We start from the raw sequence: 23,340 nt of genomic DNA on the forward strand, positions 1-23,340 counted from the left end.
TCTATGGAATTGTTGAATTTTATATTACCCATAGGACTGCTTTGCAGCTTCACCCAGGAGTGTCCCGCCCTGTGGCGCGACCTCCCCGACCCCTTTTTAAAGGAGGACATGACAATGGATCACCCCCTGCATTTCGCCTTTCTCATCATGGGCTCTGAGTTCGAGTCCGCCCGTCACCGCTCCTATTTTGAGAGCACCGGAAACCTGGTCACCACCATCGGGGTGCCCAGCCTGGAGGCCGCCTGTGAGGAGGCCAGAAAGCTGGCCGCCGAGGGGATCGAGCTGATCGAGGTGTGCGGCGCCTTCGGACCCGAGGGGGCAGCAGCCGTCGCCCAAGCTGCCGGCGACAAGGTGGCGGTGGGCTATGTGGTGCACGACCCCAGCCAGGACGAAAAGTTCGCCGCCCTCTTCGGCTAAAGGAAAGACCGGGCAGCGAGAAGAGGGGCGCGAAAGGATCTCCGCGCCCCTCTTTTGCAAAGCCGATGACAGACCCTTTTTCCAGACCCCCGCCGCAAGAGGTGATTACAGAGAGGAGCTTTGCCGTGGATCAATCGCTCATCAGGGTGCTCTCCTTCGCCCTCCTCATCCCCCTGAGCAACTGGGGCAGCCAGTGGCTGTTTGAGAGGGTCTGCCGCTCGGCCGCCACCAGCCCCGACCGGGTGTTGGCGCAGCGAAGGGCGGTACACAGCCATCTGCACCCCCACCGCTGGGTGCTGGGGTGGCTGATCGGCCATTCACCGGAACCCAGCAAAACCAGACGGCTACTCTTTCTCTACCAGCTCTGCACCGTCTCCCCTGTCCTCTGCCTGAACCTCTCGATTTTTAGCTTCTTCACCTTTGTCCTTGACCGGTTCTTGGGCTACGCCGGTATTGCGGTGGCCGCCGTCACCGCCGTCACGACCGCTGTCAACCTCTTCTTTACCGCGCGCAGCGAAACCCTCCGGGAGGAAGGGGGCCGGAGAAGGGCCATTGCCTCTGAGGTGGGCAAATTCGCCCTGACACTTTCCCTGCTGGGGCTGATGGTCTGGCTCCCCCTGCAGGCGGCCAAGCTGCCCACCCGGCCTGCCAGCAGCGCCCAGGTGCAGGAGGCGCTTCTCGCCCAGGGCTACACCCCTGTGCCGCTGGACAGCAACTACCTGGCAGAGCGCCCACAAATCGAGGATGCAGTCCTCTCGACCTGCAACGGGCTGCGCTTTGAGTTCTATCTCTTTGACGGCAAGGCCACTGCCGCCGCCTTTTTTGAGCGAGCTCGCACCGCCTTCAGCGACGCGGCGGAGAGCGACAGCGCCCGCGAGGAGCAGCGCACGGAGGGCGGATCCTTTGCCCGTTACACCGTGCGCGCCAACGGGGAGTACGCCGTGGCCCTTTACAGCTGGAACACCGCGGTGTATGCCCACTGCGACATCGCGGAGGAGGAGAATCTCCGCCAGATCCTCCATCAAATCGGCTACCTGTAAAGCCCTGTCGCCGCAAAATAGACCGCCGTCTTGCGCTATCGCCATTGCCCTCCTCCACTCGTCCAAGGTCCTCGGCAAAAAAAGGGGCCGGGTTTTCCACACACAGTTCTGTGACTGTGGAAAACCCGGCCCCTATCCCTATTGCAAGACACGAAAAAACCGCCGCACAAATTTGTGCAGCGGCTGCCCCAATGGTGCATGGTGACCCGAGGGGGAATTGAACCCCCGATACCGCCGTGAAAGGGCGGTGTCTTAACCTCTTGACCATCGGGCCAAATTGGTAGCGGTAATTGGATTCGAACCAATGACACTGCGGGTATGAACCGCATGCTCTAGCCAACTGAGCTATACCGCCACATGTAATCTGGTCAGAACCGCCGAAAGCGGTACCACAAGAGAACGTTATAAATTATACGTCAAACAGGGCTGTTTGTCAACACCTTTTGCCAAACTCTTCCCCCGTTTTCCCTTCGCTGGCGGCTCTCTTATTGTTTCCCCCAAAAGGCCGTTTATTCCTATTGATTATTCAATACAATTTGTATTATTTAACTTATAATATACAATATTTCCGTTTTCTCGCCCCCCTTTCTCGAGGGATGAGCTGATAGACCATATGCCCAGCGCCGCCTTCGCTCCCACAACTGCGTCTCTGACACCAGGGAGGGAGAACAATCAAAACCGCCAGCAAAGTAGGTGATATGTATCGACCCTAAAAGGGTATCATCCAATCCCAGTCCCTCAAGGAACGTCAAAGGTTTAGGCCTGCGCGACACCCACTGCACCGATCGACCGGCACAATCTAGGACATCAATTCGTGTCATCTCTGTCCCAAAAATTGCTCTCTTTTTTGCGCCCTTAGTACTCTCCTCTTGGGACTCCCTCTGTCAACACGATCCCCCCGATAGGGCCGGAGGTTTGGGCGCCAAAGCGGCAAAAAACAGCGCCGCAGGAAAAATCCTGCGGCGCTGCCAGTCTCTCTTTTTTACTCGTTGGTGGAGTAGTTGGGGGATTCTTTGGTGATGTAGATGTCGTGGGGGTGGCTCTCCCGCAGGCCGGCGCCGGAAATCTTGATGAATTGGGCGTACTTGCGCAGGTCGTCAATGGTGGCGGCCCCGCAGTAGCCCATACCGGCTTTCAGCCCGCCCAGCATCTGGTAGATGGTGTCGGACACCGATCCCTTATAGGGGACCCGGCCCTCGACCCCTTCGGGCACCAGTTTCTTGTTGTTCTCCTGGAAGTAGCGGTCCCGGCTGCCCTGGGCGCCGGACATGGCGCCCACGCTGCCCATGCCGCGGTAGACCTTGAATTTTCTGCCCTGGTAGATCTCGCTGTCGCTGGGGGACTCGTCGCACCCGGCCAGCAGCGAACCCATCATCACGGTGTTGGCGCCGGCTGCCAGGGCCTTGACGATGTCGCCCGAGTACTTGATGCCGCCGTCGGCAATGACCGGGATCCCCTTGCGGGCGGCCACCTGGGCCACATCGAAGATGGCGGTGAGCTGGGGCACGCCGATGCCTGCCACCACCCGGGTGGTGCAGATGGAGCCGGGGCCGATGCCCACCTTCAGGGTGTCTGCGCCCGCCTCGATCAGGTCTTTGGCGGCGGCGGCGGTGGCGATGTTGCCGGCAATCAGCGGCACGTCGGGGAAGGCATTTTTCACCTTTTCAATGCAGTTCATGATGCCGCGGGAGTGGCCGTGGGCCGAGTCGAGCACCAGCACGTCGACCTCCGCCTCGACCAGGGCGCGGGCCCGCTCGAGGATGTTCTGGGTGACGCCGATGGCCGCGCCGCAGAGGAGGCGGCTCTTCTTGTCGCGGGCGGAGTTGGGGTACTGAACGGCCTTCTCAATGTCTTTGATGGTGATGAGGCCCTTCAGGTTACCCTTCTCGTCGACGATGGGGAGTTTTTCGATTTTGTTTTTCCAGAGGATCTCTTTGGCCTGGTCAATGGTGGTCCCCACCGGGGCCACCACCAACCCCTCTTTGGTCATCACATTGCGGATGGGGACGTTGAAGTTGTCGAGGAACTTCAGATCGCGGTTGGTGATGATCCCCACCAGCTTCTGCCCCTCGCAGATGGGCACGCCGGAAATCTTGTACTTGCCCATGAGGGCGTCCGCCTCGGCCACCAGGTTGTCGGGGGAGAGATAGAAGGGGTTGACGATGACGCCGTTTTCGCTTCTCTTGACCTTGTCGACCTCTTCGGCCTGGCGCTCAATGGTCATATTCTTGTGGATAAAGCCGATGCCGCCCTCTCTGGCAATGGCGATGGCCATGGCCGACTCGGTGACGGTGTCCATGGCGGCGGTAAGGAAGGGGGTGTTGAGCCGAATGTCCCCCGCCAGAACGGTGGCGGTGCTCACATCGGCTGGAAGGACCTCGCTCTTGGCGGGAACCAGCAGCACGTCGTCGAAGGTCAGGCCCTCTCTCGCAAACTTATAGCCGTAATCCAACTCGTCAAAAATACCCATATTTTCTCCTCTCCCCTTGTTGTCCTGGAAACCGGCGCGCCGGCTTCCTCTGGTGGCCTCGTCTGATTTGATACCTATTGTATCATTTTGCCTAGCCTTATGCAATGAAGGCGGGCGGATATTTTGTCCCCTCCTTTTCTCGTTTTTTTGGGCAAACAGAATAGAAATACGCGCTTTTCTTCCCCTTTTACAGCCCCCCTCGCCCCCTCTTCCCCATTGTTTAGAAACCGCTTTCCTAAACAGTTCGGTTCTCTCCTATTCGAGGGCGCCAAAAGGGGGCGGAGAACTTTTCTCCGCCCCTCTCTATCTTTTCAGTGCACAGACAAAGCAGGCACTCTTGCTGTCCGGCGCCTCTCGATTATCCCCAATTTTTCCCACCAACAGTACGCCGTCCTCCTCCTCTGCGGCAAAGAGCTGAAGCCGGTCGCCCAACTTTGCTTGGTGGTTAAAGACAAACTGCGCCCCACTGGGCTGGCGGCCACCGAAGACCTGCCAACAGGCATCCATGGCCAGATCGCCGTAGACGGCGTTGTTGGTGTGGCCGTTGGCGTCGATCATGGTGTAGCGGATCGTCCGCTCCCCCACCCACCGCAGCACATCGGGGGAAAAGCGGAGCCGCCGCTGGGAGGTGACGGGGAAGTCCCGGCTGTCCATCTCATTTTGATAGGGGCACTCGCTGGGTTTGAGCACCGACATACTCTGCCGGTCGAGCAAAAACCAGTTGCTGCAGCTCTGCACCAGAACCTCCCCCTGGGCAGAACAGATCTCGGTGTCCCGCTCAAAGAAGGCGCCGCTCACCCGGCGCAGGAAGGTGCTGACTGCAATCTCCTCTCCCACCCGCGGGGGGCGGGTAATCTGCAGATGGCAGTTGGCGATGAAAAAGGCCACCTTCCAGCTGCCCTTGTCGTCACAGGGGAGGCCGTTTTGGCTGGCGAAGTGGTTGGTCGCCACCTCCTGCACGTTGCGCATCATATAGCCCAGGCTCATCTCTCCCGACGTACCCGCCTGGTGTTTGGGTACCAAAAGACGCTGTGTATACAAAACTCCCTCGCCCCTTCTTTCTCCTCTGGCAGATGAACGCCTAAATTTTTTCGTTGAAGACGCTGGCCAGCCGCATCAAATCGTCTTTGGAAAAATACTCGATCTCCAACTTTCCCTTGGTGCCATCGGTGGTCACCTTGACCCGGCGGCCCAACACCTCGGTGAGGCTCAACTCCACCTCTTTGAAGATGGGCTCGGGGGGCAAAACTGTCTTTTCCGCCTTGGGAGCTGCGTTGAGGCGCTTGCAGTAGCGCTCGGCCTCCCGCACGGAAAGGCGCTTTTCCACCATCAGCTGGGCAGCGGGGAGCACCAGCTCTTCGTCCTTGAGGGAGAGCAGCGCCTTGGCGTGTCCCGCCGTGAGACTGCCCGCCCGCAAAAAGGCCAGCACCTCCTCCGGCAGACCCAGCAGCCGCACGGCGTTGGCCACCGCCGGCCGGGATTTGGCTACCTTTTTGGCCACCTGTTCCTGGGTCATGCCGAACTGCTCCATCAATTGGTGGTAGCCCAGCGCCTCTTCCACGGGATTCAGGTCTTCCCGCTGCAGGTTTTCCACCAGGGCGGCCTGTCCCACCTCCTGGTCGGTCATCTCTTTGATGACGGCGGGGATCTCCACCAACCCCGCCAACCTCGCTGCCCGCCAACGGCGCTCGCCGGCGACAATCTGGTATCCGCCGGACACCGGGCGCACCAAAATGGGCTGCAGCACCCCGTGCTCGGCGATGGAGGCGGCCAACTCCTCTAGGGCCTCCTGGTCAAACTCCTTGCGGGGCTGGTCCCGGTTGGGCTCCACCTCGACAATGGGCAGGGTGTTGACCCGGCTCTCGCTCTCCACCGCGTTGTCTACAAACAGGGCGTCCAGGCCCTTGCCCAGCCCTCTCTTTTTGGTCGCCATCCCTAAATCACCGCCTTGTCGCCATTTCGGCGGAGAAGCTCCTCCGCCAGTTCCAGATAGCTCTTAGCCCCCCGGGAACCCCTGTCGTAGTAGAGGGCGGGCTGGCCAAAACTCGGCGCCTCGGAGAGGCGCACATTGCGGGGCACCGCTGTGGCATACACCTTGGCCCCAAAATAGCGCTTGACCTCCTCCACCACCTGCACCGTCAGGTTGAGGCGGCTGTCGTACATGGTCAGCACCACCCCTTCCACCTCGAGGAGGGGGTTGTAGAGCCGCTTGACTTGACGCACCGTGTTCATCAGCTGGGAGAGCCCCTCCAGTGCATAGTACTCGCACTGAATGGGGATCAGGACGGTATCGGCCGCCACCAACCCGTTGAGGGTGATGAGCCCCAGGGAGGGGGGGCTGTCGATGAGCAGGTAGTCATAGCGCTCTTTGCCCTCGGCAATGGTCTTTTTGAGGCGGTTTTGGCGGTCTGCCATCTCCACCAGTTCGATTTCCGCCCCGGCCAGCTGGATGCTGGAGGGCAACAGGTCGACATTTTTAAAGGCGCTGTGCACTGCGACCTGGTCAAAGGCGGCGTCACCGGTCATCAGCTCATAGGTGGTCTGCTCGCTGGCGCGCTTGTTGACCCCCAGGCCACTGGTGGCGTTTCCCTGGGGATCAATGTCCACCAGAAGCACCCGTTTTCCCAGCTCGCCCAGGCTGGCCGCCAAATTGACGGCGGTGGTGGTCTTCCCCACCCCGCCCTTTTGGTTGGCAATGGCAATGGTTTTTCCCAAGGACACTCCGCCTCCTCGTGCTCTCATTTCAACAAAGTCTGTAACCATTATAGCACAGCTCCCCCATCAAAAAAACCCTCCTCCCCTTTTTCCCTTATTTTGAGATGTTTCACGTGGAACAAACAGCCCATTGGTGTTTCACGTGAAACATCCTCTCTACCCAAACAAAAAAAGAAAGGCCTGTTTGGCCTTTCTTTCTCCTTCTCGCGCCCGAAGGCACTCTATCAAAAGGAGCACGTCGGTCTCATTGTTTGCGCTGGCGGGCTGTCCTTCCCAAAACAGCCTGTTGCCAGCAAAGACCTAGGCGCTCTCCTTTTTTTGTTTTTTCAGGGGGATGCGGATGTTGTACTCGATGTACTCCTCCCCCTTCACGGTACTCGCCTGGGCGTCCACCCCGGCCTGCTTCATCAAGTCAATGGCCCTGTCCACCGTGTTGAGAAAGATGCGGACATCCTTGACAATAAAGCGGTTTCTCTGTCTGGTAGCCGTGGCGGCGTCCTCTGCTGCCATCCGGGCGATGTAGTCCTCCGTCTGTACCACACTGTAGTGGCGCTGTGCCACCAACTGGGCCACCGAAAGGCGCTTCTCTTTTCCCACCTGCAGCAGGGCGCGGGCATGGCGCTCACTCAACTTTTGGGAGACGATGCAGTCCTGCACCTCCCTGTCCAGGCCCAGCAGCCGCAGTTTATTGGCCAGGGTGGACTGGGCGATCCCCAGGCGGCGGGCCGTCTCCTCCTGGGTGACGTGCCAGCACTCCATCAGCTTTTTGATCCCCCGCGCCTGTTCAAAGCAGTTCAAGTCCTGCCGCTGAATATTTTCCAACAGGGCAAATACCGCCGACTGCTCCTCACTGGATTCCACAACGATGGCGTGAATGGTGGAAAACCGGGCCAGCTTGGAGGCGCGCAGCCGCCTCTCCCCCGAGATGAGCTCGTACCCGCCCTCCTCCAGCTTGCGCACCGTGATGGGCTGCAACAGCCCGTTCTGGCGGATGCTCTCCGAAAGGCCGATGAGCTCATAGGCGTCAAACTCCATGCGGGGCTGAGCGGGGTTGGCCTGAATCTCCTCGATGGGCAGATCGACCACCTTTCCCACAACCTTGTTTTTTGAAAAAAGAGCTGCCATTGTTGTCTCCTCCCACTTCACCGCTTTTTTCAAAAAAGGCGGTATCCTGTAAAAATACAGCTTGTCCTGCTTCTTTTTCAGTATAGCACGCGGGAAATGAGTTTTCCAGACATTTCCATCTTCCAAAATCGACACGCCCTTCCTGTGGGCAACAAAAAAATCCGCCCTCAAAGCGGATTTTTTTTGATTTTCCCGGCGTTCCGGGGATATTTTGTCGGAGTTTGCGATATCTTTTTGACCTCTACTATGTTTCGGCTGCTGCCGTCGGGCAGAGTTTGGGGGTGAACGCCCACCACCTCGCCCCCCAACAGGGCGATGGCCGAGGCAGCCCGCTCCAACTCCTCTTCACAGGCGGGCCCTTTCAGGGCAAAGAAGCGGCCACCCAGCCGCACAAAGGGCAGGCAGTATTCCGCCAGCACCGCCAGGTCGGCCACCGCCCGGGCAGTGGCCACGTCGAATTGCTCCCGCAGTGCAGGGTCGCGGCCGCTCTCCTCCGCCCGGCCGTGCAGGCAGGTCACCCCGCCAAAGCCCAGATGAGCAGAGAGTTCCTCTAAAAAGGTCACCCGTTTCTGCAAGCTGTCCAGCAGGGTGAGGCGAAGGCCGGGCAGGGCGACCTTGGCCACCACCCCGGGAAAGCCCGCCCCGGTCCCCACATCGATCAGGCTCTTGCAGCCCTCCGGCAGCAGGGGCACCAACAGCAAACTGTCTAAAAAGTGCTTCTCCTCGATCCCCTGCCGGTCGACAATGGCCGTCAGGTTCATCTTTTGGTTGGCCTCCACCAGCGTGTCGGCATAGCGGTCCAGCTGTTCCAACTGCAGGTCGCTCAAGGCGACCCCCTGGGCAGCCGCCAGCGCTCTCATTCTCTCTCTGTCAATCATCGTTCTCCCTTTTCTCCCTCGTCCTTCTCCTCTTTGCCCCCCTGTTGGCTCAGCCAGATGAGCAGCACCGAGATGTCCGCCGGAGAGACCCCCGATATGCGGGAAGCCTGTCCCAAATTTTGGGGGCGGACCTTTGCCAACTTCTCCCGCGCCTCCAGTCGCAAGCCACCGATAGAGGCGTAATCTATCTCCACGGGCAACCGCCTGCGCTCGAGTTTCTGCATCTGCTCCACCTGTTCCAGCTGCCGGCGGATGTACCCCTCGTACTTCAGGGAGATCTCCACCTGCTCGGTCACCGGGCGGGGCAGCGGCAGCCGCTGGCTGTCCACCCCGGCCAGGGCGTCATACCCCACTTGAGGGCGGCGCAACAGGTCGGCGAGTTTTGCCCCGCTGTGCAGCGGGGCGGTGCCCAGTTCCTGCAGCAGGGTGTTGAGCTCCTCCGTCGGGGAGACGGTCGTCCCCTCCAGCCGGGCCAGCTCGGCATCAATGGCCTGTTTCTTCTCCATCAGGGCGTCATAGCGCGCCTGGGAGCAGAGTCCCAACCGGTAGCCGATGGGGGTCAGCCGCTGGTCGGCGTTGTCCTGGCGCAGGATCAGCCGGTACTCGCTGCGGGAGGTCATCATCCGGTAGGGGTCGGTGACCCCCTTGATGACCAGGTCGTCAATGAGGGTGCCGATGTAGGAGGAGGAGCGGTCGAGCACCAGCGGCTCTTTCCCCCGCACCCCCTGGGCGGCGTTGATCCCGGCTACCAGCCCCTGGGCGGCGGCCTCCTCATAGCCGGAAGTGCCGTTGAACTGCCCCGCCCCAAAAAGGCCGGGGACCCCCTTGAACTCCAGTGTGGGAGCCAGCTGGGTGGGGTCGATGCAGTCGTACTCGATGGCGTAGGCGTTGCGCATGATCTCCAGCTTTTCAAACCCCTCGATGGTGTGGTAGAGGGCCAGCTGCACGTCCACCGGCAGGGAGGAACTCATCCCCTGCAGGTAGTACTCCTCGGTGTTCTCCCCACAGGGCTCCACAAAGATCTGGTGGCGGGGCTTATCGGGGAAGCGCATCACCTTGTCCTCGATGCTGGGGCAGTAGCGGGGGCCGATCCCCTCGATCTTTCCCCCGTAGAGGGGGGAGCGGTGGATGTTGTCCCGAATGACCTGGTGGGTCCTCTCGTTGGTATAGGCCACGTAGCACAGCGCCCGGTTTTGCAGCTCCCCCCTGGTCTCGAAGGAGAAGGGGACGATCTCCTCGTCCCCCTCCTGGGGCTCCAGCTTGGAGAAGTCGATGCTCCGCCGGTTGACCCGGGCCGGGGTGCCGGTTTTGAACCGGCGCAGGCCGATGCCCAGCCGCCGCAGCGAATCGGAGAGGAGGTCGGCCCCCCTCGTCTCGTCCGGGCCCGAGCGGTAGGAGGCATCCCCCACATAGACCACTGCGTTCAAAAAGGTGCCGCTGGCGATGACGGCGGCCCGGCAGCCGTATTCGGCCCCCAACTTGGTCACCACCCCCGAGACCCGACCCCCGTCGGTGAGGATCTCCACGATTTCGGCCTGTTTGACATCCAGGTTCTCCTGCCGCTCCACCACCTGTTTCATGTAGGCGTGATAGGCGGCCCGGTCCGACTGTACCCGCAGGCTGTGCACCGCCGGTCCCTTCCCCCGGTTGAGCATCCGACTCTGCAAGAAGGTGGCGTCGGCAGCCCGACCCATCTCCCCGCCCAGGGCGTCGATCTCCCGCACCAGGTGCCCCTTGGCCGTCCCCCCGATGGAGGGGTTGCAGGGCATATTGGCGATAAAATCCAGGGTGATGGTGAAGAGGGCGGTCCTACACCCCAGCCGGGCGGCAGCCAGCGCCGCCTCCACCCCGGCGTGGCCGGCGCCAATGACCACCACGTCGTACTCGCCCAAACGAAGCCGTTCCATCTCTCGTCTCATCCCTCTTCCGTCGGCGGTCCCTGTTTTCCACATCTTTTAAAAAGCGGTGGAATTCGGCCCGCTCTACTTTCCCACACAAAAATTTGCAAACACCGCATCGATGACCTGTTCTCCAGCGCTCTCGCCGGTGAGTTCCGACAGGGCTGTTATGGCCTCGTCGATCTCCACCGCCACCGCGTCGTAGGTCATCCCCGCCCGCAGGGCGTCCAGCCCGTCCACGACCCGGGCCGCCGCCCGACTGGTGGCCTGCCGCTGCCGCTCGTTGATGAGCAGCCCGTTCTGCAGGTCGATTTTCTCCAGCCGCAGCTTCCGCAAAATGGCCTGTTCCAGCTCCTCCACGCCCCGCTCCTCGCGGGCGCTCATGGTCACCAGGTCGGGGATCTGGGCCCGCACCGCCTCAACGTCCAGCCGCTGGGCCTTGTCCTGCTTGTTGATGACGGCGATGCAGGGCTTGTCCCCTATCTGCGAGAGGAGCTGCCGGTCCTCCTCGTCCAGAGGGACCGAGCCGTCAAAGAGGGCGAGCACCAGTTGGGCCCGCTCCAACTTCTCCCGGGAGCGCTGCACTCCCAGCTGCTCCACCAGGTCGTCGGTCTCCCGAATGCCGGCCGTGTCGGCCAGGTTGAGGGTCACCTCCCCCAGCTGCACCCGGTCCTCCACCACGTCGCGGGTGGTGCCCGGCACCTGGGTGACGATACTGCGCTGGTACCCGGCCAACAGGTTCATCAGGGTGGACTTGCCCACATTGGGCTTGCCCACAATGGCGGTGTCAATGCCATTGCGTATCATCGAGCCTGTGTCAAAACTCTGCAGGAGGGCGGACAGCTGATCGGCAGCCTGCTGCAGTCGGTCAGTCAAAACACCCTCCTCCAACTGGGGGATGTCCTCGTCCGGGTAGTCCACATAGGCCGCCAGATGGGCCGCCAAATCCACCAAATCGGCGCGGATGGCGGCGGCATGCCGGTAGAGGCGGCCGTCCATGGCCGAAAGGGCGGCGGCAGCGCCCTGTCTGGTCTGGGCGTTGATCAGGTCCATGACCCCCTCCGCCTGGGTGAGGGTCATCTTCCCCGCCAAGACCGCCCGCTTGGAAAACTCGCCCGGTCCCGCCAACTCCGCACCAGCGTCCAGCAGCGCCCGCAGGGTCTCCTGCAGCACCGCCACCCCGCCGTGGCAGGAGAGCTCCACCGCGTCCTCCCCAGTGTAGCTTTTGGGGGCCCGAAAGAAGAGGGCCACCGCCTGGTCGAGCATCTCCCGCCTGCCGTCGGGCAGGGTGCGCTCCACCCGGCCCAAGAGGGCGGTGTACCCCTTTTGGCGGCGGATATCCCTGCCGCTGACGGGGACAAAGACCCGCGCCGCAATTTCATAGGCCCGGGGCCCCGACAGGCGCACCACCCCCAACCCCCCTGTTCCCAGGGGGGTGGCAATGGCGGCAATGGTGGTCTGCATAAAACTTCCTCCTCCCTAAAGGACAATGGATTTTCCACCAACGGTCGACCGGCGGTGGAAAACTAAAACTGCAACGGCTCTCCCCCAGGGACCGCCGGCAAAAGCGCATCTCTGCCCGAAACCCCAACATCCCCGGTATATCACTGACCCCCGAAAGCGGATTGTTCTGCCGCGTCGGTTTTACCCCTGTTTCATCCCAAAGGCCAGCCAGCGGCCGTCGATGTCCTCCAGCACAAACTCCCGGTTGTTGTAGTCGGTCAGCTGCAGGGGGCGGACGATCTTTGCCCCCTTTTCTCGAAACTCCGACTCCAGGGCCTCCTGGCCGCGGACCACCAGATAGGCGTCTTCCCCGTACCCGTACAGCTCCCGGTGAGGGAAGATCCGCCCCCGGTTGGCCCCGGTCAACACGATCTCCACCTGGTCCCGGTAAAGGCAGATGTGCGGCTCCTGCACGGTCAGATAGGGCACTGCTCGAAACCCCAAAACATCACAGTAATACCGCGCCGTCCTCTCCATGTCTGGGACGGGGAAAACGGCCAGCACCGAACAGATATTTGTTTCCATCCTCGTCTTCCCTCCTCCCGTCGCCGGGCCGTTCGCCCTGCCGCAGGGTATCCAAGTCGTCTTCCCGCCGCTTCGCGCAGAGGGGGACACAAGGAGTTTCTTGCAATCCATTTTTATTGTACGGATTGTGCCGGCAAATTACAAGAGCCGTCCACCGCCCTTTTCTCTTTTTTTCAAAGGGCGGGAAAGAGATGACGCTCATCGACCCAAAAAGCGCTCATCAAATATACTATTTGTATTATATTAATTTTATTATACAAAATACTTCGGTTTGTTTTCCTATCTCCCACAAAAAAGGCCCCTGTTTTCCACACCTTGCAAAGGGATGTGGAAAACCTCGCCGCTTCCCTTTGTCAAAAAAGCGGGAGAAGCCCATGCTTCTCCCGCTCACTCTTACAGCTCGATTTTCCCGTACAGGGGCAGCTCCGCCGCCTCGTCCTTCGGCTTTTCCGCCGGTTTCTGCGGGGGGCGAGGGCTCTGGCTCCGCTCTCTGGAGCGGTTCTCTCCCCCGTCTCTCCGCCCGCCGCTGCGGCGGCTGCGGTCGTAGGGGGGCCGGCTGCGCTTCACCGGGTTCTTTGAACTGATGACCACCTTGCGATAGGGGTCCTCCCCCACCGATTTGGAGGTGGCCCCCTCCACCGTCTGCACAGCGGAGTGGATGATCCGCCGCTCGTAGGGGTTCATGGGCTCCAGCGCAGTGGAGCGGCCGCTCTTGACCACCTGCCCGGCGATCTTTTTGGCCAGGGCTTCCAGGGTCTCCTTGCGCTTCTCCCGGTAGTCGCCGCTGTCGATCGACACCTTCAGGTAGTCGCCGCCGCCCCGGTTGCAGCAGAGGCTGGTCAGGTACTGAATGGCGTCCAGGGTCTCGCCGCGGCGGCCGATCAGCCCGCCGACCTTGCTGCCGCTGAGGTTGAAGATCACCCCGTCTTTGCCAAAGCGGCGCTCGACGGTGATCCCCTCCATCCCCATCTTCTGCAGGATGTCGCGCAGATAGTTCTCGGCCACGGCGGCCTTGGCCTCCTCCGCCTCGCTCACCTCCCGCGCCTTGGGGACGGCAGGCTCTTCCTCGGCCTTTTTCTCAGGGGCTGGGGCGGGCTTGTCCGCCTGTTTGACAGGCTGCGGCTCCCGTTTTGCAGGGGGAGCGACAGGGGCGGGTCTGGCCGCCTCGGCGGCCTGTTTCTTCTCCCACTCCGGTTCCTCCACCTGTACCCGCACTTTGGCGGGGGTGGTGCCCAGCAGTCCGAACAGCCGCTTGGAGGGCAGTTCCAGCACCTCCACATTGGCCTCTTCCGGGCTCACTCCCAACTCCTCGCAGGCCAGCGCAATGGCGCGGTCCACATCGGGCGCGGTTTTGATACACTCTCTCATAGCGATATACCCCCTACTTGCCTTCGGCGGCTATTTTGATTCGCTGTCTTGCGGCTTGGGCCCTTCGCCGCCATAGCGGGCCTCGTCCAACTCGCGGGCCTTGGCCAGGCGCAGGCGGTTGAGCTCCTTTTCGGTGAGGACCTTCTCCACCGTCTTCTTGTGTCCCTCTTGATCCTTGACCTCCACCTTGACCTTCTTCTTTTTGGCCTCGCGGATGGCCGCCACCTTCGCCTCGTACTCAACTGCCAACTTTTTGGGGTTGTAGATCTTGTTGAGGATATAGGACTGCAGGATCAGCAGCACATTGGAGAAGATCCAGTAGAGGCCGACGCCGGCGGGCACCTGAAAGGCAAAGACCACCGAGAAGAGGGACATGCCGTAGAGCATGAACTTGCTCATCCCCCCGGCGGGGTTCCCCTGCATGGCCTGTCCCGAGCCGGAGAACTTCATGGAGGCCCAGGAGGAGAGGATCATGGTCAGCCCGGCCAGGATGGGGACCACCACCAGGGGCTCCAGCGCAAAGTGGGGGGTGGCGGACATATCGATGCCGAAGAAGTTGAAGTTGATGTTGGTGATCTTGTGGATCTGCTCGGCGTTGAACATCTCAAAGCTGCCCGGGTCGGCCTTCACCGCGTTGATGAGGGAAACCTGGGGGTTGACCTTGCTCAACTCCAGATTCAGCGTCTCACCGGCAAAGGTGAGGGCCTTTTGAATGACGTCGCTGGGGATGCGGACGATGTGGGTCAGGGGCTTGTACACCACGTCGATGAGGCCGAAGAGGATGGGGAACTGAATGAGCATCGGCAGGCAGCCGCCGGTGGGGTTGTAGCCGTACTCCTCGTACAGCTTCATCATCTCTTCTTGCTGGCGCCGCTTGTCGGTGGCGAACTTCTTGTTGATCTCGGTGATCTTGGGCTGGAACACCGCCATCTGGGCGGTGGATTTCTGCTGCTTGACAGCCAGCGGGAACAGCAGGATCTTGGTGACCAGAGTAAACAGGAACAGCGCCACGGCGTAGTTTTGAACCAGGAAGTAGCACCCCTGCATCAAGAACCCCAAGGGGTACCCGAAAATTTCGCTGATGAAATTCATAGTTGTCTTTTTCCTCCGTACTGTGCGAGAATATCTACCTCGATTTTTGGCGCTTGGGCGGGACGGGGTCAAATCCGCCCTTGCCAAACGGGTTGCAGCGCAGCACCCGCCAAATGCTCAGCACACTCCCCCAGAGGGCGCCGTGTACCGCCAACGCCTCCTCTGCATACTGCGAGCAGGTGGGGTAAAACCGGCAGGTGGGGGGGTGGTGAAAATGGCGCTGATAGAAGTGGATACAGCCGATGAGAAACCGCCGTATCATGGCAGCACGCCCGCCTTTTTCAGCTGGCTGCGAAGGGCGCGCTCCACCATCTGTTCCTTGGAGAAGGTGGCCTTGGTCCGCGCCACCACCACAATGTCGTAGCCCGGCGCGATCTCCGGGAGGAGATTGCGGTAGGCCGTCTTGATCAGCCGGCGGGCCCGGTTCCGCTGGACCGCCTTGCCGATTTTTTTGCTGGTGGTGATCCCCAGCCGGGTGTAGCCCAGCCGGTTTTTAAGCGCGTATGTCACAATAAGGGGATGCACTTGAGAGCGCCCCCTTTTGTAGACCTTGAGATATTCGCGATTTTCTTTGATGGGCGCCACCTTCCCCGGGGGGGGAGCTGGCGGCCGGTGCGGATGTCGCTTCATTTCGTCCCTTTTTTCCGTGCAGAAAAAGAAAAGCCACAATGCGGATTGTGGCCTTCACATTAGTAGCTCAGATGTTTTCTGCCCTTGGCTCTTCTGCGGGACAAGACACGGCGGCCATTTCTGGTGCTCATCCGCTTGCGGAAACCGTGCTCCTTTTTCCGGTGGATCTTCTTGGGCTGGTAGGTTCTCTTCACTCTAAACCCCTCCTTTCGAGGCAAAACCTTGCATTTAATTAGTATACGGATTTCTCCCCGAACTGTCAACTGGTTTTTTAAAAAAAGGGGACGGCTACGCCCTTTTTCAGCCCTTCTCCCCCTGCTCCCCCCGTTTGTTTTTCCCCCGTCCCTCCCCCTTTGGCGGCATCCGTTTTCCCTTCCCCCAGAAATTTGCCCTGCAATGGCTCTTTTTGTCCCCTCCCATACCCCCGCAAAATATCCCTACTTCCCCGCAAAACGAAAATTTGCGCCATTTCCTTTTATAAATGCTTCCAGATGGGTGTTTTTCAGTTGAAAACCAGGCCTGTTTTGTGCTAAAATAGTGTGATGAAATAGCATCCAAAAATATTTTTATTTTCGATAGGGGAGGTACTCGCCGTTATGGATTCCTTCAGCGATGTGTGGGAACTGGTCGCCCACCACTGCAAAACCCAACTGTCCGACATGGTGTACGACCTGTGGATCAAATGCATCGAACCCGTCAAACTGGAAAACGACACCGCCCTGCTCTACGTCCGCAGCAAATTTCAGCAGGATCTGATCAACGAGAAGTACCTGGAGATCATCAAGCAGGGCTTTGAGAGTGTGTTGGGCTTCCCCGTCGCCGTGCAGATCACCTGCGACGCCATGGTCAAGGGCGATGGCGCCGCCGCCAAAGAGGAGAACAAGCAGCCGGAAGAGGCCCTCAACCAGGTGGGCATCGGCGGGGACTACGACTACACCTTCGCCTCCTTCATCGTCGGCTCCTCCAACAACTTCGCCCATGCGGCGGCCATGGCCGTGGCGGCCAACCCCTCCAACGTGTACAACCCCCTCTTCATCTACGGCGACTCGGGGCTGGGCAAGACCCACCTCCTCTTCGCCATCTGCAACGAGGTCAAGAAAAACAACCCCCAGGCCAACATCGTCTACGTCAAGGGCGAGGAGTTCACAAACGAGATGATTTCGGCCATCGGCTCGGGCACCACCATGGAGTTTCGCAACAAGTACCGGGTGGCCGACGTCCTCCTCATCGACGACATCCAGTTCATCGGCGGCAAGATCTCCACCCAGGAGGAGTTCTTCCACACCTTCGAGACCCTCTTTCAGTCCCACAAGCAGATCGTCCTCTCCTCCGACCGGCCGCCCAAAGAGATCAAAACCCTGGAGGACAGGCTTCGCTCCCGCTTTGAATCGGGACTGCTGGCCGACATCCAGCCCCCCGACTTTGAGACCCGGATCGCCATCATCCGCCGCAAGGCGGAGCTTTTGGGCCTCGATCTCCCCTCCGATGTGACCGAGTTCATCGCCAACCGGATCAAAAACAACATCCGCCAGCTGGAGGGGGCGGTGAAAAAGATCAACGCCTACAAGATGCTCGAGGGCATCTCCCCCACGGTGGCGGTGGCCCACGCGGCCATCAAGGACATCCTCAACGACAACCAGCCCATCCCGGTGACGGTGGAGCGCATCATCAGCGAGGTGTCCCGCACCTTCAACGTCTCCCCCCAGGACATCAAGAGCAAAAAGAAATCGGCCGACGTCTCCCAGGCCCGCCAGGTGGCCATCTACGTCATCCGCGAGGTGACCCAGATGCCCATGAAAAACATCGGCGAAGAGCTGGGCGGCCGGGACCACTCCACCATCGTCTACAGCCTCAACGAGATGAAGAGCAAGCTCAAAAAAAACCAGCGCCTGCAGGAGACCATCAACGACATCATCAAAAACATCAAGAAGTAGAGCCTTCTCCAAAATTCCACACCCTCTCCCCCGGCCGTGGAAAAATCGGCTGGGCGGGAAAATCTCCTCTCTTTTCCTTCCTATATAATTATAGGCGAAAAAAAGAGGGGCGCGTGACGCAAATTCCCCAAAACGCCCCACATTTTCCCCACATAAAAGCCCTGTCTTTTCACAGCGATGTGGAGAAATCCGCCCACCCCCACAAACTCCACAACTTTTTCACACCGCTCCCCACCGCCGAAAAAAGGCCGCCAGGCCGCACACAGACAGGCTCCATCCCCTTTTTCCACCGTTTTCACACCCCCTACTACTACGACTATCTTTATCTTTTCTATCTTCCAAACAGAAAGGAAATTGCCATGAAATTCATCTGCGACCGCCAATCCCTCAGCGAGGCAATGTTGAATATCCAAAAGGCAGTGCCCGGCAAGTCCAACATCCCCGCCCTAGAAGGGGTCCTCATCCAAACCGGGGAGGACAGCATCACCCTCTCGGGCTACGACCTGGAATTTGGCATCACCACCCAGATCCCCGCTGGAATCGAGGAGACCGGCACCATCGTCCTGCCCGCCCGCCTCTTTTCCGACATCATCCGCAAACTCTCCGACGATTCGGTCAGCGTGACGGTGGACGCAAACCTCCTCACCACCGTCACCACCAAACAGACCGAGTTCACCATCATCGGCATCGACGCGGCCGAATTTCCCGCCATCCCCCAGATCGACGGGGAGAAGACCCTCTCCATCGACCAGGCCTCTCTCAAGAGCATGATCGAACAGACCCTCTACGCTGTGGCCCAAAACGACCAGAAGCCGGTCCACACCGGCATCAAGTTCGAGGCAGAGGAGGGCATTTTGACCCTGGTGGCTGTCGACGGCTACCGGCTGGCCCTGCGGCGGGAGCCCGCTCAGATCCTCACCCCCTGCGACTTCATCGTCCCCGGCCGCACCGCCAGCGAGATCGCCAAGCTGATCAAGGAGGAGGAAAACCAGGCCGACGTCTACCTCTCCCCCAAACACATCCTCTTTCAGGTCTCGGGGTACTCGGTCTTCTCCCGGCTGCTGGAGGGCAACTTCCTGGACTACAAAAACTCCATTCCCAAATCCTCCAACACGGTGGTCACCGTCGCCACCCGCACCTTTATCGACAGTGTGGAGAGGGCGTCCATCATCATCAATGACCGCTTCAAAAACCCCCTCAAGATCTCCTTTGAGAACGCGACGGTCAGCGTCCTCTGCAAAACCCCTCTGGGCAAGGTGCAGGACGAATTCGTCGCCAACAAGCAAGGGGACGACATCGAGATCGGCTTCAACAACAAATACCTCCTCGACGCCCTCAAATACGCCCACTGCGACGAGGTGAAGCTCTCCTTTACCAGTTCCCTCACCCCCATGACCGTCACCCCGCCGGAGGGGGATTCCTTCCTCTTCCTGGTGCTGCCCGTGAGGTTGAAAAATGAAGGCTGAGCCCATCTCCATCCGCCCCCCTTTCATCAAACTCGACCAGCTGCTGAAATTTGCCGGGCTCATCGGCACCGGGGGAGAGGCCAAAGAGCTGGTGGCCGAGGGTCTGGTCAAAGTCAACGGGGAGGTCGTCACCCAGCGGGGCAAAAAGGTCTACCCCGGCGACATCCTCTCCTTTGGCGGGCGGGAGTACGAGGTCACCCTGTGAAGGTCCTCTCCCTCTCGGCCGAGGGGTACCGCAACCTCGCCTCCGTCTCCCTCTGCCCCGACGAGGGGGTCAACGTCATCTGCGGCGACAACGCCCAGGGCAAGACCAACCTGATCGAAGCAATTTGGAACTTTACCGGCGCCAAGAGCTTTCGTCCCTCCAAGGAGCGGGACTTTGTCAAGAAGGGGGAACGGGTCGCCACCCTCTCCCTGTCCTTCTCGGCACAGGGGCGGGAGCAGAGCGCCAAGCTCCGCTACGGCGAGCGGCGGGAGATCCTCCTCAACGGGGTGGGCAAGACCTCTCCGGCCGAACTGGCCGGCAGCTTTTGCTGCGTGGTCTTCTCCCCCGCCCACCTCTCCATCGTCAAAGAGGGCCCGTCGGTCCGCCGCCGCTTTTTGGACGGGGCCATCTGTCAGGTGCGGCCCCGCTACATCCATGTGCTCTACCAGTACAAAAAGGCCCTCTCGCAGAAAAACGCCGTCCTCAAAGAACTCTACAAAAACGGGTCCGCCTACGACCTGCTGGACGTCTTTGACGACTCCATCGCCGCCTGGGGGGCGCAGGTATGGCGCACCAGGGTGCGCTATCTGAACAAGTTGGGGCAGAATGCCTGCTCCATCTACGGGGGCCTCTCCTCCAGCCGGGAGGAGTTGACGGTCGGCTATAAGAGCTTTCTCTCCCTCTCCCCCGACACCCCCCTTCCCCAGGTACAGGTCGCCTACCGAGAGGCGCTGCGCGCCGCCCGCACCGATGACACCGGCGCCGGCTTTTCGACCCTGGGGGTCCACCGGGACGACTTCTCTCTGCAGATCGACGGCCTCGACGCCAAGGTCTACGGATCCCAGGGACAGCAGAGGAGTGCGGCCCTGGCCCTCAAGCTGGCCGAAGGGTACCTGCTCAAAGAGGTTTCGGGGGAGACGCCGGTGATGCTTTTAGACGACGTGATGAGCGAACTGGACCAGGGCCGGCAGAGCTATGTCCTCAACCACCTGGAGGGGGCGCAGGTCTTCATCACCTGCTGTGACGCCGCCCACTTTGAGGGCCTTCTGTCCGGCAAGGTCTTTCGGATGGAGCGGGGCGCCCTGTCCCCCGCCTAAACGCCACTAGGAAAGAGAGAGCGATCTATGTACATCCACCTCGGCCAGGACACGGTGGTCTCCACCGACTCAATCATCGGCATCTTCGACATCGAAAACACCTCGGTATCCCGGGACACCAAGGCCTTTTTCAGGGGCTGTGAGGCGGCGGGCGGGGTCATCAACGTCTGTTCCCAGCAGGACCCCCTGCAAGTGGAACTGCCCAAGTCCTTTATCATCTGCGGCGAGCGGGGGAAGACCCGCATCTACATCTCGCAGATCTCGTCGGCCACCCTGCGCAAGCGGGCCGGCCGCTACAACCGCAAAACCCAGCCGCAGGGCCAATAGGGCCCTGCAGCGCCATCCAATGGGAGGAATCATCTGTGGAAGAAAATAAACCCTTGAGCGAACAAGAGTACGGCGGAGACCAAATCCAGGTCCTGGAGGGACTGGAAGCGGTGCGCAAGCGCCCGGGCATGTACATCGGCTCCACCGGGCCCCGGGGACTTCACCACCTGGTCTACGAGATCGTGGACAACGCCATCGACGAGACCATGGCGGGCTTTTGCACCGACATCTCGGTGGACATCCTCCCCGGCAACGTCATCCGGGTGGAGGACAACGGCCGCGGCATCCCGGTGGGGATCCAGCACAAGACCGGCCTGCCGGCGGTGACGGTGGTCTTCACCATCCTCCACGCCGGCGGCAAGTTCGGCGGCGGCGGGTACAAGGTCTCCGGCGGTCTCCACGGCGTGGGCGCCTCGGTGGTCAACGCCCTCTCCACCGAGTTGGAGGTCTGGGTCAAGCACGACGGCAAGCTGCACTACCAGAAATTTCACCGCGGCGTGCCCGAGGAGGACTTGAAGGTGGTGGGCCCCTGCGAGGGGACCGGCACCATCGTCCAGTTCAAGGCCGACGAGGAGATTTTTGAAGAGGTGGAGTACGACTACGACACCCTCCTCTCCCGTCTGCGGGAGCAAGCCTTCCTCAACGCCGGGGTGCGGGTGCGGGTGTCCGACCAGCGCGATGGGGAGAACCCCCTCTCCGAGACCCTCCACTACGAGGGCGGCATCCGCAGCTTTGTGGAGTACCTGCACAGGAAAAAGGGGCTCGACTGCATCCACCCCGACATCATCTACCTGTCGGGGCAGAAGGGCGACACCACCGCTGAGATCGCCATGCAGTACAACGACAGCTACAACGAGGTCATCCTCTCCTTTGCCAACGACATCCACACCACCGACGGCGGCACCCACGAGATGGGCTTCAAATCGGCCCTCACCCGGGTGTTCAACGAGTACGGCAAGAAGGCCGGCATCCTCAAAGACGGGGACAAAAATCTCTTCGGCGAGGACGTGCGGGAGGGGTTGACGGTGGTCATCAGCGTCAAGCTGACCGAGGCCCAGTTTGAGGGCCAGACCAAGGCCCGCCTGGGCAACACTGAGGTGCGCTCCCTGGTGGAGTCGATGGTCTACGACAAGTTGATGGTCTACTTTGAGGAAAACCCCGCTGTGGTCAAAGCGGTCTTTGACAAGGCCCTCACCGCCTCTCGCGCCAGGGAGGCCGCCCGCAAGGCCAGAGAGCTGACCCGGCGCAAGACCGCGCTGGAATCGGCCTCTCTCCCCGGCAAGTTGGCCGACTGCGCCGACACCGACAACGTCCGCACTGAACTCTACATCGTGGAGGGCGATTCCGCCGGTGGCTCCGCCAAGATGGGGCGGGATTCCAGCTTCCAGGCCATCCTCCCCCTCTGGGGCAAGATGCTCAACGTGGAGAAGGCCCGAGTGGACCGGGTCTACGGCAACGACAAATTGATGCCCATCGTCCTGGCCTTGGGATGCGGCATCGGCGAGGACTTTGACATCGAGAAGGTCCGCTACGGCAAGATCATCATCATGGCCGATGCCGATGTGGACGGCTCCCACATCCGCACCCTGCTGCTGACCTTCTTCTTCCGCTACATGCGCCCCCTCATCGAGGACGGCCGGGTCTACCTGGCCCAGCCCCCCCTCTACAAGATTTTCAAGGGCAAAAAGGTCTACTACGCCTACAGTGACAAAGAGCGCGATCAGTACATGGCCACCCTGGAGGGCAAGTGGGAGATCTCCCGCTACAAAGGCCTCGGCGAGATGAACCCCAAGCAGCTGTGGGAGACCACCATGAATCCGGAGAACCGCACCGTGCTCAAGGTGGAGATGGACGACGCCGCCCGCGCCGACGAGATCTTCACCATCCTCATGGGCGACAAGGTGGCCCCCCGCCGCGAGTTCATCGAGAAAAACGCCCGGTACGTCAAGAATCTGGACATCTGACCGGCCGCATGGCAACAGGAGAGAACCTATGAACGAATACCCCCAAGTCACCTATATCAACAACCAGGACGACTGGTATGAATTTCTCCTCTTTGAACAGTACTGGTCCTGTTTGGACGACCGCAAAAACGCCGCCAATGTGCTGATGAAGTGCCTGATCGCCGATTTGTTGTTCACCCTCTTCTTCGTCTTTGCCCCCTTTATCGACAAGGCCTACATCTGGCTGACACTGGCCTTTGCGGCGGTCTTTGTGCTGCGCTTTTTCTACGAGTATTACAGCGGCTACATCGCCGACTACCGCAACATGACAAACCTCTACCTCAACTTGAAAAAGAGCAACATCGTCAACATCTACGACGACAAGATCTTCCTCTCCTTTGGGGAGAGCGAGGTCAACCTCGCCGCAGACAACTACCGGCGCTTCTTCGAGTACGAGGACATCGCCTACATCCAGGAGACGTCGAACCTGATCATCATCCGCATCAAGGAGAACACCAACAAGCCCAACCTGCGGCAGTTTCAGCGCGTCATCATCTCCAAGCGCTACATCTTCCCCGATAAAGTCGAAAAGCTGCGCGCTTTTTTAGGCGAAAAGATCGAGGAGTACCACATCCCCAAACTCCTCACCGAGGAGGAGATGGAGGGCCTTCACCTGGCCACCGAGGACCGTTCGGCCCGCTAAAAAA

23 protein-coding genes and 2 tRNA genes are annotated in these 23,340 nt (G+C 60.4%); 9 read left to right on the plus strand and 16 right to left on the minus strand.

What is annotated here, in order from left to right; genetic code table 11:
* Nucleotides 1–114: 114 nt before the first annotated feature.
* Together KQI11_RS12445 and KQI11_RS12450 are read left to right on the plus strand one after the other, a co-directional pair.
* Complete coding sequence (locus KQI11_RS12445) at nucleotides 115–417, plus strand: DUF6506 family protein (RefSeq protein WP_286172781.1); 303 nt, start codon at nucleotides 115–117, stop codon at nucleotides 415–417.
* Between the two features lie 125 nt (nucleotides 418–542).
* Complete coding sequence (locus KQI11_RS12450) at nucleotides 543–1,457, plus strand: hypothetical protein (RefSeq protein WP_216402351.1); 915 nt, start codon at nucleotides 543–545, stop codon at nucleotides 1,455–1,457.
* A gap of 199 nt (nucleotides 1,458–1,656) precedes the next feature.
* On the opposite strand, the gene KQI11_RS12455 is transcribed toward KQI11_RS12450, so the two are convergent.
* The 16 genes from KQI11_RS12455 to rpmH all read right to left on the minus strand — a co-directional run bounded on the left by KQI11_RS12455 (nucleotide 1,657) and on the right by rpmH (nucleotide 15,855).
* Nucleotides 1,657–1,731, minus strand: a tRNA-Glu gene (locus KQI11_RS12455).
* A gap of 4 nt (nucleotides 1,732–1,735) precedes the next feature.
* Nucleotides 1,736–1,812: transfer RNA gene (locus KQI11_RS12460), tRNA-Met, on the minus strand.
* A gap of 627 nt (nucleotides 1,813–2,439) precedes the next feature.
* A complete protein-coding gene (gene guaB / locus KQI11_RS12465) occupies nucleotides 2,440–3,927 on the minus strand; it encodes an IMP dehydrogenase (protein ID WP_216402352.1) in 1,488 nt (495 codons plus the stop codon).
* Nucleotides 3,928–4,230: 303 nt separating this feature from the next.
* A complete protein-coding gene (locus KQI11_RS12470; protein ID WP_216402353.1) occupies nucleotides 4,231–4,968 on the minus strand; it encodes an acyl-[acyl-carrier-protein] thioesterase in 738 nt (245 codons plus the stop codon).
* A gap of 40 nt (nucleotides 4,969–5,008) precedes the next feature.
* Nucleotides 5,009–5,860: a ParB/RepB/Spo0J family partition protein gene (locus KQI11_RS12475; RefSeq protein ID WP_216402354.1), complete on the minus strand. Its 852-nt coding sequence runs from the start codon at nucleotides 5,858–5,860 to the stop codon at nucleotides 5,009–5,011.
* A gap of 2 nt (nucleotides 5,861–5,862) precedes the next feature.
* Complete coding sequence (locus tag KQI11_RS12480) at nucleotides 5,863–6,642, minus strand: ParA family protein (RefSeq protein ID WP_207721374.1); 780 nt, start codon at nucleotides 6,640–6,642, stop codon at nucleotides 5,863–5,865.
* Between the two features lie 300 nt (nucleotides 6,643–6,942).
* Nucleotides 6,943–7,767, minus strand: coding sequence for a ParB/RepB/Spo0J family partition protein (locus tag KQI11_RS12485; protein WP_216402355.1), 825 nt, complete (start codon nucleotides 7,765–7,767; stop codon nucleotides 6,943–6,945).
* Nucleotides 7,768–7,934: 167 nt separating this feature from the next.
* Entirely contained in the window at nucleotides 7,935–8,645 is a 711-nt protein-coding gene (rsmG, locus tag KQI11_RS12490) for a 16S rRNA (guanine(527)-N(7))-methyltransferase RsmG (RefSeq protein WP_216402356.1), read from the minus strand.
* The gene (gene mnmG / locus KQI11_RS12495) at nucleotides 8,642–10,552 is read right to left on the minus strand and encodes a tRNA uridine-5-carboxymethylaminomethyl(34) synthesis enzyme MnmG (protein WP_216402357.1); all 1,911 of its coding nucleotides are present in this window, start codon (nucleotides 10,550–10,552) and stop codon (nucleotides 8,642–8,644) included. The genes rsmG and mnmG overlap by 4 nt, the downstream gene beginning before the upstream one ends.
* Nucleotides 10,553–10,627: 75 nt before the next feature.
* Entirely contained in the window at nucleotides 10,628–12,007 is a 1,380-nt protein-coding gene (gene mnmE / locus KQI11_RS12500; protein ID WP_216402358.1) for a tRNA uridine-5-carboxymethylaminomethyl(34) synthesis GTPase MnmE, read from the minus strand.
* 180 nt (nucleotides 12,008–12,187) lie between these two features.
* The gene (locus KQI11_RS12505; RefSeq protein WP_216402359.1) at nucleotides 12,188–12,571 is read right to left on the minus strand and encodes a VOC family protein; all 384 of its coding nucleotides are present in this window, start codon (nucleotides 12,569–12,571) and stop codon (nucleotides 12,188–12,190) included.
* Between the two features lie 393 nt (nucleotides 12,572–12,964).
* Nucleotides 12,965–13,939 (minus strand): RNA-binding cell elongation regulator Jag/EloR, encoded by a 975-nt coding sequence (jag, locus tag KQI11_RS12510; RefSeq protein WP_216402360.1) that lies wholly within the window; start codon nucleotides 13,937–13,939, stop codon nucleotides 12,965–12,967.
* Between the two features lie 30 nt (nucleotides 13,940–13,969).
* A complete protein-coding gene (locus KQI11_RS12515; protein ID WP_185916800.1) occupies nucleotides 13,970–15,031 on the minus strand; it encodes a YidC/Oxa1 family membrane protein insertase in 1,062 nt (353 codons plus the stop codon).
* A 34-nt stretch (nucleotides 15,032–15,065) separates the two neighbouring features.
* The gene (yidD, locus tag KQI11_RS12520; protein WP_021660067.1) at nucleotides 15,066–15,293 is read right to left on the minus strand and encodes a membrane protein insertion efficiency factor YidD; all 228 of its coding nucleotides are present in this window, start codon (nucleotides 15,291–15,293) and stop codon (nucleotides 15,066–15,068) included.
* The gene (rnpA, locus tag KQI11_RS12525) at nucleotides 15,290–15,661 is read right to left on the minus strand and encodes a ribonuclease P protein component (protein WP_185916801.1); all 372 of its coding nucleotides are present in this window, start codon (nucleotides 15,659–15,661) and stop codon (nucleotides 15,290–15,292) included. The genes yidD and rnpA overlap by 4 nt, the downstream gene beginning before the upstream one ends.
* A gap of 59 nt (nucleotides 15,662–15,720) precedes the next feature.
* Nucleotides 15,721–15,855, minus strand: a complete 135-nt coding sequence (gene rpmH, locus KQI11_RS12530) for a 50S ribosomal protein L34 (protein ID WP_021660069.1) — start codon at nucleotides 15,853–15,855, stop codon at nucleotides 15,721–15,723.
* Nucleotides 15,856–16,257: 402 nt separating this feature from the next.
* Here rpmH and dnaA point away from each other — a divergent pair, with 402 nt between their 5' ends.
* The 7 genes from dnaA to KQI11_RS12565 all read left to right on the plus strand — a co-directional run bounded on the left by dnaA (nucleotide 16,258) and on the right by KQI11_RS12565 (nucleotide 23,336).
* On the plus strand, nucleotides 16,258–17,595 hold the full coding sequence (dnaA, locus tag KQI11_RS12535; RefSeq protein WP_021660071.1) for a chromosomal replication initiator protein DnaA: 1,338 nt from the start codon (nucleotides 16,258–16,260) through the stop codon (nucleotides 17,593–17,595).
* A 359-nt stretch (nucleotides 17,596–17,954) separates the two neighbouring features.
* The gene (gene dnaN, locus KQI11_RS12540) at nucleotides 17,955–19,061 is read left to right on the plus strand and encodes a DNA polymerase III subunit beta (RefSeq protein ID WP_216402361.1); all 1,107 of its coding nucleotides are present in this window, start codon (nucleotides 17,955–17,957) and stop codon (nucleotides 19,059–19,061) included.
* Entirely contained in the window at nucleotides 19,051–19,266 is a 216-nt protein-coding gene (locus KQI11_RS12545; protein ID WP_216402362.1) for an RNA-binding S4 domain-containing protein, read from the plus strand. Before dnaN ends, KQI11_RS12545 begins: the two co-directional genes overlap by 11 nt.
* Nucleotides 19,263–20,363 (plus strand): DNA replication/repair protein RecF, encoded by a 1,101-nt coding sequence (gene recF, locus KQI11_RS12550; protein ID WP_216402363.1) that lies wholly within the window; start codon nucleotides 19,263–19,265, stop codon nucleotides 20,361–20,363. The genes KQI11_RS12545 and recF overlap by 4 nt, the downstream gene beginning before the upstream one ends.
* A 27-nt stretch (nucleotides 20,364–20,390) precedes the next feature.
* Nucleotides 20,391–20,690, plus strand: a complete 300-nt coding sequence (gene remB / locus KQI11_RS12555; RefSeq protein ID WP_059002981.1) for an extracellular matrix regulator RemB — start codon at nucleotides 20,391–20,393, stop codon at nucleotides 20,688–20,690.
* A gap of 35 nt (nucleotides 20,691–20,725) precedes the next feature.
* The gene (gene gyrB, locus KQI11_RS12560; protein WP_353653982.1) at nucleotides 20,726–22,654 is read left to right on the plus strand and encodes a DNA topoisomerase (ATP-hydrolyzing) subunit B; all 1,929 of its coding nucleotides are present in this window, start codon (nucleotides 20,726–20,728) and stop codon (nucleotides 22,652–22,654) included.
* Nucleotides 22,655–22,682: 28 nt separating this feature from the next.
* Nucleotides 22,683–23,336 carry a hypothetical protein gene (locus tag KQI11_RS12565; RefSeq protein ID WP_216402364.1) on the plus strand — a complete coding sequence of 218 codons (654 nt, stop codon included), beginning with the start codon at nucleotides 22,683–22,685 and terminating at the stop codon, nucleotides 23,334–23,336.
* Nucleotides 23,337–23,340 lie beyond the last annotated feature (4 nt).

It is taken from the genome of Acetanaerobacterium sp. MSJ-12 (assembly GCF_018917875.1).
Taxonomy (GTDB): Bacteria; Bacillota; Clostridia; order Oscillospirales; family Ruminococcaceae; genus Bittarella; species Bittarella massiliensis.